Annotated in this window: 5 protein-coding genes; 3 read left to right on the top strand and 2 right to left on the bottom strand. The window is 47.8% G+C overall.

Features of this window, described 5'->3' with window-relative positions; translation table 11 throughout:
* Nucleotides 1-2036, top strand: a 2036-nt coding sequence (locus tag AC3A14_RS15250; protein ID WP_487779048.1) for a WD40 repeat domain-containing protein, incomplete at its 5' end; no start/stop codon positions are given.
* Between the two features lie 83 nt (nt 2037-2119).
* Here the strand turns inward: AC3A14_RS15250 and AC3A14_RS15245 are convergent.
* Both AC3A14_RS15245 and AC3A14_RS15240 read right to left on the bottom strand, forming a co-directional pair.
* Complete coding sequence (locus AC3A14_RS15245; protein WP_318732980.1) at nt 2120-3202, bottom strand: Gfo/Idh/MocA family oxidoreductase; 1083 nt, start codon at nt 3200-3202, stop codon at nt 2120-2122.
* 157 nt (nt 3203-3359) lie between these two features.
* Nucleotides 3360-3662 carry a Mo-dependent nitrogenase C-terminal domain-containing protein gene (locus AC3A14_RS15240; protein ID WP_318732981.1) on the bottom strand — a complete coding sequence of 101 codons (303 nt, stop codon included), beginning with the start codon at nt 3660-3662 and terminating at the stop codon, nt 3360-3362.
* Nucleotides 3663-4306: 644 nt separating this feature from the next.
* Between AC3A14_RS15240 and AC3A14_RS15235 the strand changes: the two genes are divergently transcribed.
* Both AC3A14_RS15235 and hypD read left to right on the top strand, forming a co-directional pair.
* Complete coding sequence (locus AC3A14_RS15235; protein ID WP_318732982.1) at nt 4307-6586, top strand: putative PEP-binding protein; 2280 nt, start codon at nt 4307-4309, stop codon at nt 6584-6586.
* Between the two features lie 72 nt (nt 6587-6658).
* Nucleotides 6659-7759 carry a hydrogenase formation protein HypD gene (hypD, locus tag AC3A14_RS15230; RefSeq protein ID WP_318700092.1) on the top strand — a complete coding sequence of 367 codons (1101 nt, stop codon included), beginning with the start codon at nt 6659-6661 and terminating at the stop codon, nt 7757-7759.
* The last annotated feature ends 131 nt before the right edge of the window (nt 7760-7890 follow it).

The following is a 7890-nucleotide window of genomic DNA, read 5'->3' as shown; positions in this document are numbered from 1 at the left end:
CAGAGATACAACAGTTGCTGGCCCGGGCCAACCAGAGTCAAACCCCCGGTCTGCGTCTCTTGACTCCTAGCTTAAAACCTCCAGAGGGAGCACTCGTCTGCATCTTGGAAGGTCATAGCGACTCGGTTAATGCTGTAGCACTAACTCCGGATGGGGCGCGAGCAATTTCCGGTTCAGACGACAAGACTCTGAAAGTGTGGAATCTAAAGACTAGGGAGTTAGAGCAGACTCTCACAGGTCATCAAGGTTCGGTTAGTGCTGTAGCTGTAACTCCGGATGGGGAGCGGGCGATTTCTGGTTCAGACGACAAGACTCTGAAAGTATGGAATCTAAAGACAGGCGAGTTAGAGCAGACTCTCACAGATCATCAAGGCTGGGTTAGAGCTGTAGCTGTAACTCCGGATGGGGAGCGAGTGATTTATGGTGCAGGGTGCACCATAAAGGTATGGAATCTGAAGACGGGGGAGTTAGAGCAGACCCTCACAGGTCATCAAGACTCGGTTATTGCTGTAGCTGTAACTCCGGATGAGCAGCGAGCAATCTCCGGTTCAGCAGACGAAACCCTAAAAGTGTGGAATCTGAAGACGGGGGAGCTAGAGCAGACTTTCACAGGCCATCACAACTGGGTTAGTTCCGTAGCTGTAACCCCGGATGGGGAGCGAGTGATTTCTGGTTCGCACAACAGAACTGTGAAAGTGTGGAATTTGCACACTGGGGAGCTAGAGCATACCTTCTGCGACCATTGGGAATGGGTTCAGGCTGTAGCTGTAACTGAGGATGGGGAACGAGCGATCGCCGCTTCACACTTAGAGACTCTGGAAGTGTGGAATCTGAAGACAGGAGAGTTAGAGTTACAACACACTCTTTGGAGTCTTAGAGCCTCAGTTCAAGACATAGCGATCGCCCCAGATGGGAAGTGGGTCATTTCCGCCTCAACAGACCATACCCTAAAAGTGTGGCATCTGTACACTGGAGAGTTTGAGCAGACTTTCCCCAGGTCTAGACGCTGGGTTGATGCGGTTTATGCGATCGCCATAACGCCGGATGGGAAGTCGGTAATTTCCGCATCAGGACACGCCGAAATCCTAAAAGTCTGGCATCTGCAAACTGGGGGGTTAGAGAAGACTTTCTCAGGTCATTGCGACCGGGTTGATACTGTAGCCATAAGTCCGGATGGGGCGAGAGCAATTTTTGTTTCAGATGACAAGATTCTGAAAGTATGGAATCTATATACAGGAAAGTTAGAATATACTTTCTGCGGTCATAGCGACCTAGTTAATGCTTTAGCCATGACTCCGGATGGGAAACGAGCGATTTCTGCTTCAGATGACAAGACCTTGAAAGTGTGGAATCTATATACAGGGGAGTTAGAGCATACTCTCACCGGTCATAGCGACTCGGTTATGGCTGTAACCATAACTCCGGATGGGCAGCGAGCAATTTCTAGTTCAGGGGACAGAACGGTGAAAGTATGGGATCTGCACGCTGGGAACTTGGAGAGAACCTTCTATGGCCATAGAGCTCCAGTTGGAGCGATCGCCGTCACTCCCGATGGAAACCGGGTCATTTCTGGTTCCTTCGACTACACCGTGAAAGTATGGAATCTGCACGCTGGGGAATTAGAACATACTTTCTCCGGTCATAGAGCTTGGGTGAGTACCGTAGCAGTAAGCCCAAATGGCGAACGGGTCATTTCTGCTTCAGATGACGAGACTTTGAAAGTGTGGAATCTGCATACTGGGGAATTAGAGCGTACCTTCTCTGGTTATATCGACTGGATGCATGTTGTCGCACTCAGTCCTAGTGAAGAGCTGGTCATTTCTGTTTCACATTCATACGAGACTTCCCTGAAAATCTGGGATTTGCAGACGGGAGATGCGATCGCCAGTTTTTCTGGAGATAGTTCTATTGCTTGCTGCGCCATATCCCGCGATCTCCAGATGCTTGCTGTTGGAAATTACTCCGGTGAGCTACATTTCCTGCGCCTGGTGAGAGTGCCGCAGCCATACGCACAACTATACAGCGCTTCGCGGTAGGTAAAAGTAGGGGCTTGGATCTATTTCGCCCCTACTTGTTTTAGAAGGTTTTGAGGATTCAACAAACCCGGCTTCTCAGCGAGCTAAACAGTAACAATGGAAGAATTAAGAGCATGGGAAGGTTGAGACTCTAAACTATGCCAAGATTGACCATCTAGCGCCATATGCTCAATCGAACTGGCTAACCGTAAGGCTCTCAGTGCTTGCTCGCCACCTACCGAGGGTTGATCTCCACCGCGTACACAGGTGACAAAATGTTCTAATTCAGCATGAAGGGGTTCAATATTGCTGGTATATACCTTTTCAATTAAGCCATCTTGGCGATAGAGAACCTGCCCGTATTCTGTGCGATAGTTGGCTGTGGTTTGGCGATGGATCAAAATTTCATTATTGAGAAAATCGGCTTCTGTGAGTGAATTCTTGCAATGGGCGGCGATGCGGCGAATTTTGCAATGGGTAACCTTGCTGGCGGTTAGAGTTGCGATAATGCCATTCTCAAAGCCTAAAGTTGCGGTTACATAATCTAAATATCCAGAATCTGAGGCTCTATTCCCACTTGCGGTAAGCTGTTTCACGGGGGCAGAGGCTAATTCTAAGAGTAAATCAATATCATGGATCATCAAGTCTAAAACCACCGACACATCATTGGCGCGGTTAGAATAGGGACTCATGCGATGAGCTTCTAAGGCGAGAATTTCTTCGGTTTTCAGGACTTTGCTCAGTTCCTGGAAAGCGGGGTTAAAGCGTTCAATATGTCCGACTTGGAGAATACAGTTACATTCTGCGGCTAGATTGACTAGATTTTCGGCTTCCTCGATACTGGCAGCGATGGGTTTTTCAATCAGGACATGAACTCCTGCTTCTAAACAAGCCGTTCCTACTTCATGGTGAAGACGGGTGGGAACAGCAATACAGACGGCATCGATATGGGGCAGAAGGTCGTGATAGTTCTCGAAAAACCGTACTCGGTATTTTCCGGCTGTATCTAATCCCCGTTCGATGTCAACGTCAGATATGCCAATCAGGTGTACGTCTTTGAGCAAACTTAAAACACGAGTATGATGTTGACCCATATGGCCGACACCAATGACTCCAATGCGGATAGGTTTAAGGGGATTATGGGGTTCTTTGACCTCTGCCCTCACATCCTCGTTTCCCGATGACATGGTCTATTTCACTCCTGTCTACTCCACCACTGACGGCGATCGCAGTTTTTGGTTAGCTCGATCGAACCACTCAGATAGTAACATAGCTCCTGAACTCTGAAGAGGAGTTACAGAAACTTGTCTGTACTCTTCTTCAGAAGGGGATCGGCAGGAGAGTTTAGAGATAAGCTTCGATATCTTCACCACACTCGTCGGCGAGAAAGCACAGACAACGGAAGCGTAGATTCATGAGTTCATCGTATAGGGGATTGAGCTTGCACATGGGGGGAATGCGGATGATGGTGCGTCCAAACAGTTTGATATCTCGGGCAAAGGGACATTGAGCGGGGATGAGCTTGACAATCAATCTAGCGATTTCTGGACGCTTGATCTCTAAGGAGTTTAACCGTTGACGAATCGGATAGAACAGATCCCAGTGTATGGGAGAGCTGAACGTGATGTGACTGATTTTGATTAACATAAATCCTCACTCCTTGGGGTGAGATAGATCGATTTTTTGGGGTTAGAAGGCGGTAGTTTTCCCCTTTTTTCGGTCATCCAACTAGAAGATTTCAGAGTTGGTTTTAGAGGTTTTGATGGATTCTAGTTGTGGATAGTTCCTTCTGGATCAAAAAAATTAAGGGGGAACTATTGAGGAGTTTAATTGGAGGTTAACGAAATTGGGTTTTGATGAGGACAATTGTTCACTTGTCATATGAATCGGGTGCTGGAATAGGTTGCTCATGGGTGAGGCTACTCCGATCAAAAACTACCTTCTCTAAGCTTTAATCTTAAATTGAGGGAGCAGAACGATAATGTCACAATTATTTAATGATTGCAATATTAGGTCATGTTTGGTAACTTTTCTTTGAGCAAAACTCGTCTGTAGAATAAATCGCCAACAACAAGATAAAATGGATGCTTTCGGTGTAGATTTGTCTCTAAAAAACAGGGGGATCAAGAAAGTTAAGCATAGGGAGGTGTTGAGAGTAAATTCAACTGTTCATCAGGAACTAATTTAGGAGCGATCGCTCGGTGGGTTTAACCCCACGGAAACTAGAACAGCGGAAAGACCCATTAGAGTGATTACAATTAGATGAAGATATTTGGCGATCGCCTGCACCCATGAATCCGATTTACTGGCTCACTGAGATTCAAGATCAACACCGCTCATCCGTGGGCGATCGCATCTGGGATTTAAGCCAACTCCTTCGGCAGGGCTATCCCGTATTACCGGGTGTGGCAATCCCGAATGAGATCAGACAACAATTTTTACAGTCCTTGCACCAATCTCATCCTCTGTTGACTCAACAAGTGAGCGTAAAGGTTTCCCGATCTGCCCAGAAAACGCCCACCGATCTGATGAATGAAGACTGGGAGATTCAGTTACACCAAATGACTCAAGGGATTCGGGAGAAAATCCTCAGCACTCCTCTGGATTGGCCAGAGTATGGTAAGGTGCTGGAGGCGATCGCCACTTGGGATGGGGATTTTGTTCTCTGTCGTCCCTCCCTCAGCTTACCCAAACCGCTAACCCCCCATCAACAAAACAGCTTTTCTCGCTTGTGGAGAACTTGGGCAAGTCCCAAAAATTCTGATGCTTTAGCCCATACGATTAAACAAATTTGGGCCGAAGTATTTCGCAATAAGTACTTGCTCTACTGGCAATATCAAGGCATTGCCTTAAATCAGATTAGGATGGGTATTCTCATTCAACCCCTACAGAATGAACCCATGAGTGGGGCGATCGCAACTCAAGATCGGGACGTGATAATTGAAGCGACGTGGGGACTGGGATATCTCGCGAGTGAACCTCAAGTCAGTGGCGATCTCTATCAAATTCACCTTCAGCCTTACCAACTTAAAGAGCAACAGTTGGGTAACAAACGTATTGCTCACCAACTCTGTGGTGAATTGTCCACCTTATCCCTGCATACTCCCCTATTAAACACCAAGGACTGCCTCCTCTGTGCCTATACTCTTGATTCCTCCTTGGTGGATCAACCCTGCTTAGGGGAAGCACAAATCCAATGTTTAGGCGATCGCACCCTCGCCCTAAAACAACAGTGGTACGATCGCTTCCGCCTCAAGTGGATCGGCAATCCTGACTTAAATTGGTGGATTACAGACGTTATCCCGCTAAATGACAAAAAAAACTCTTCAGGTTCTTACCAGGGCGTAGGGGCCGCACCAGGGGTCGCTATGGCTCCAGTTGTGGTCTTACCGGAGAAACTCGAACCGATGACCTTAACTCCAGGACAAATTATTGTTAAACGGGCGATCGCCCCCCAAGAAACCTGGATCTTAAGCGGGGCAGCAGGTTTGATTACAGAAACAGGTGGAATGACTAGCCATGGAGCGATCGTGGCTCGGGAATTAGGCATTCCTGCCCTCGTGGGAGTTGAACAAGCCACCTGCCACTTCGTAACCGGAGATCAGATTAAAATTAATGGTGAAACGGGAGAAATTATTACCGGGGCAAACCCTGATTCACCTAACCGGATTGAACTTCAGGATGAAAGCAAACCAATGACGGTAGGGGCGAAAACGGTTTCGCCCCTACACGCAACAAAGCTTTGGATTAATCTCTCTCAACCCCCTTCTGGGGATCTTTCAGGCTTAGATGTGGATGGGGTGGGATTATTGCGATCGGAATTATGGGCAGCCAAACTCTTTCCAGGTGTTCCATGGTGGAGAGATGGCGATCGCTTCATGTCCGAATGGTTGAACAATCTACAAGAGTTAGCCCGGAGTTTTTACCCTCGTCCTATTTATTATCGTTCCTTTGACTCCTTTGAGCCTTCTCCTATACGAGGAACCTTAGCCTGTGACGTAAATGATTCTAGATCCACCCTATTGGATTGGGAGTTAACGGTGCTAGAAAACTTGCATCGCCAAGGTTATCAGAATATTCATTTAATGTTGCCCTTTGTGCGGACAGTTGAGGAAGTGGTTGCCATCCGTAGGCGGCTAGATCGACGGCAATTATCCCAGATGGAATTATGGATTATGGTCGAGGTTCCTGGAGTATTGTTGCAAATTTCAGAGTATATCAAGCTGGGGATTGATGGTTTAAGTGTGGGAACCAATGATTTGATTCCCTTGTTATTGGGTTTGGAGCGCCAGCAGTGGGAGCAACATCGACAGAGTTTGAATGCTCTCCATCCAGTTGTGTTAACCGCTTTGGAGCAGTGTATTACCCAAGCACGAACTGGAGGAATTAAAAGTAGCATTTGTGGTCAAGCTGTGGTGAACTATCCCCAGTTGATTAACCCTTTAGTGCGCTGGGGCATGACATCAATTTCTGTCGAGATGCCTGCTGTAGAGCGAGTGCAACGGGCGATCGCTCGTGCAGAGCAGGAGTTGATTTTGGAAGCAGTGCGCAAAGGGCAGATGAAAGCGTAAGTAAAAATTAAAAATTAAAAAAGAGAGGGGGTTTTCCTTTTTAATAGTGGGGAAGAGTGGGGAGTAATGGTTATGAAATTTGTTGATGAATATCGGGATGCTCAATTGGCGCAACGGATGGCAGCGGCGATCGCCGAAATTACGACCCAACCTTGGACTATTATGGAGATTTGCGGCGGCCAAACCCACTCGATTATTAAGTATGGCATCGATCAATTGTTGCCAGAGGAGATTACCTTGATTCATGGGCCGGGATGTCCGGTTTGTGTGACTCCAGTGACGCTTATCGATCGGGCAATCGCGATCGCCTCCCATCCCCAAATCATTCTCTGTTCCTTTGGGGATATGTTACGGGTTCCCGGAACCGACAAAGACCTGCTCAGTGTCAAAGCCGCAGGCGCAGATATACGAATTGTTTATTCTCCCCTCGATTGTCTCAAAATTGCCCAAGCCAATCCAGAATCTCAAGTAGTCTTTTTTGGGGTCGGTTTTGAAACCACTGCCCCCGCCACTGCCATGGCGGTTTATCAAGCCAAACAACAACAAATTCACAACTTTTCCCTCCTCGCCTCCCATGTCCGCGTTCCTCCAGCCATGGAAGCCATTCTCTCCTCCCCCCAATCTCAAGTACAGGGATTTCTCGCAGCCGGTCATGTTTGCACAGTGATGGGATATACCGAGTATGAACCCTTAGTGGAAAAATACCAGATTCCCATTGTCGTCACGGGGTTTGAACCCATAGACATTTTTCAGGGATTGTATCGCTGCATTCAACAGTTAGAAGGGAAAACAGAAGCAGTTGCCCTTGATAATCAATATAGCCGTTCCGTCCGTCGCGAGGGCAATCAACCCGCCCAAACCCTGATCGATCGAGTCTTTGAAATCGTCTCGCGCACCTGGCGCGGCATTGGGGAAATCCCCGATAGTGGCTTAGGACTGCGGGCAGAATATTGTCCTTGGGATGCCGAAAAGCGCTTTACCGACTGGCTCGATCCGAATCCCCCTGTACTGACAACCGAATGTATCAGTGGTGAAATCATGCAAGGCGTAAAGAAACCCCATGATTGTCCGGCTTTTGGCACGCGCTGCACCCCAGAACATCCCCTCGGTGCGCCCATGGTTTCCTCCGAAGGCGCTTGTGCTGCTTACTATCGCTATCGAGGGAATCATTGACACTCCAGACGAGGAGATACGGGGAGATGGGGACACGGAGGTAGGCAATAGTGCCATGACCACATTAAAATAGCGGGACTTGAACAAACCCTTGAACTAAAGTTTACCTGTAGTCTAGTCAGGGCAAAAAC

Source organism: Roseofilum sp. (assembly GCF_982964205.1).
The sequence above is the reverse complement of the archived record's forward strand: the minus strand, read 5'-3'. Positions and strand labels throughout refer to the sequence as shown.

Excerpts from the sequence above, each read along its gene's own strand:
- AC3A14_RS15245 (WP_318732980.1), bottom strand. The coding sequence starts at position 3,202 with ATGTCATCGGGAAACGAGGATGTGAGGGCAGAGGTCAAAGAACCCCAT.
- AC3A14_RS15240 (WP_318732981.1), bottom strand. The coding sequence starts at position 3,662 with ATGTTAATCAAAATCAGTCACATCACGTTCAGCTCTCCCATACACTGG.
- AC3A14_RS15235 (WP_318732982.1), top strand. The coding sequence starts at position 4,307 with ATGAATCCGATTTACTGGCTCACTGAGATTCAAGATCAACACCGCTCA.
- hypD (WP_318700092.1), top strand. The coding sequence starts at position 6,659 with ATGAAATTTGTTGATGAATATCGGGATGCTCAATTGGCGCAACGGATG.